Here is a 2,046-nt window from a genome sequence, read left to right as displayed (position 1 = left end):
CACGCCTTGCCCTCCCAGCGGTTGCGGACGTCATCCGGCGGGCGGCGGCAGCACGACTCGTCGGGGCACGTCGAGACGGCGCGCTTGCCCGTCTCGCGGCCGCGGAACCACTTGGCGTCGTCGAACGGCACGCCGACGGTGATCGAGAACTCGCCGTCCGAGGTCGTGCCCGTCTGCGTCGAGCACCAGAAGGTTCCGCTCGGGGTGTCGGTGTACTGGTAGTACTCCGTCGTGCGGTTCTGCTCGGCGAACGCAGCGCGCGCGGCGAACCTGCGGCACGCGATCTGCCCGTCGACCGAGCCGGTCACGTCGCTCGGCAGCGGCAGGTCGTCGTTCTCGTACACGCGCGTGATCGCGCCCGATCCGTCGACGCGCAGGAAGTGCAGCCGTATGCCGAGGTGGTGGGTGAGCAGGTTCGTCATGCGCATGCCCGCCGCCTCGTGCGTGACGCCGAACGCGTCGCGGAAGTCCTCGACGGCGAGGTTGCGGTCCTTCTTGGCCTGCTGCAGGAACGCGACCGCGTTCGTCTCCGGCATGAGGCAGCACGCGGCGTAGTAGTTGATCTCGAGGCGCTGCTGCAGGAAGTCCGCGTAGTCGGTCGGCGGCGTGTGCCCCAGCAGGCGGTGCGCCATCGCCTGGAGCGCCATCGAGCGCAGTCCATGTCCGCCCGGGATCGACGCCGGCGGCAGGTAGATGCGTCCGTTCTCGAGATCGGTGACCGACCGGGCGGAGTGCGGCAGGTCGCTGACGTAGATGAGCTCGAACCCGAGCTGCTCCGCCATGACGCTCACGGTGCGGTGCGTGAGTGCACCCGACACGTGGCCGGCCGCCTTGAGCTGCTTCTCGGCGAGCTTCTCGATGTCGGGCAGGTAGTTGTCGCGCTCGCGCATGCGCAGCCGCAGCTCGTTGTTCGCGCGGCGTGCCTCTTCGGGCGTCGCGATCGCCTCGCGCTCGCGACGCTGGAGTTCGCGGTGCAGCCCCAGGATCGACTCGATCGTCTCGTCGCTGAGGCTCTTCGTGATGCGCACGGGAGGAATACCGAGCCGGCGGAAGACCGGGCTCGCCTGCGCGCGCTGGAGCTCGAGCTCGAGGGCCGCGCGACGGTTCGGCGGCTCGGGCGAGAGCAGGTCGGCGACCTGGACGCCTGTGACGTCGGCGATGGCCTGGAGGAGGGAGAGCTTCGGCTCGCGCTTGCCGTTCTCGATGAGGCTGAGCTGGCTGCCGGCGACCCCGACGCGGGCGCCGAGCTCGTCGAGCGTGAGGCCGTTGTTGACGCGCTGGTGACGGATGCGGTGACCCAGAGTCGCGAGTTCGAGGGAGGACGCGGGCATTCCTTTAGCCTAGCGAAAGAATCGCGATTCTTGCGGCCCGGGTTCCGGGAAAGGATGGCGACATCGCGCGGATATTGGAGAGGACACAGTTGAAAGAGGTAGCCATGGCTCTTGCCGACATCTTCCCGCGCACCCGGCAGACGGGTCCTGTCGACACGATCAAGCCGTCCTTCGGGGCACGGCCGAATCTGGAGAGCGACGGCCTTCGAGAACTGGCGGCGTGGGTCGACGAGGTCGCCGCGCTGACCAAGCCCGACCGCATCCACTGGGTCGACGGCTCGCGCGCCGAGAACGACGCGCTCCTCCGCGAGATGGTCGCCGAGGGCAAGCTCATCAAGCTCAACCCCGAGTGGCGGCCAGGGTCCTACCTCGCCCGCTCGCATCCGAGTGACGTCGCCCGCACCGAGGGCCGCACGTTCATCGCGTCCGAGGATCCGGCCGACGCCGGCCCCACGAACAACTGGGCCGACCCCGCCCAGATGCGCGCGACGATGCGCGGCGTGTTCGAGGGCTCGATGCGCGGCCGCACGATGTACGTCGTCCCCTTCTCGATGGGTCCCGTCGGCGGTCCGCTGTCGCACATCGGCGTGCAGGTCACCGACAGCGCCTACGCGGTCGTCTCGATCGGCATCATGACGCGTGTCGGAGCCTCCGTGTACGAGGAGATCGCCGCCGGCAAGCACTGGGTCAAGACGGTCCACTCCGTCGGCGCCCC

At 69.2% G+C, this 2,046-nt stretch carries 1 protein-coding gene and 1 pseudogene; one reads left to right on the top strand and one right to left on the bottom strand.

The annotated features are described in order from the left end of the window. Positions 1-1,331: helix-turn-helix domain-containing protein (locus VFF97_RS12205; RefSeq protein ID WP_325033766.1), on the bottom strand; the 1,331-nt coding region annotated here is incomplete at its 3' end. Positions 1,332-1,435: 104 nt separating this feature from the next. On the opposite strand from VFF97_RS12205, the pseudogene VFF97_RS12200 reads away from it, so the two are divergent. Then, positions 1,436-2,046, top strand: a pseudogene (locus VFF97_RS12200) (phosphoenolpyruvate carboxykinase); the annotation flags it as partial.

Source organism: Microbacterium sp., assembly GCF_035687345.1.
Taxonomy (GTDB): domain Bacteria; phylum Actinomycetota; class Actinomycetes; order Actinomycetales; family Microbacteriaceae; genus Microbacterium.
This window is presented reverse-complemented; position numbering and strand designations above follow the sequence as displayed.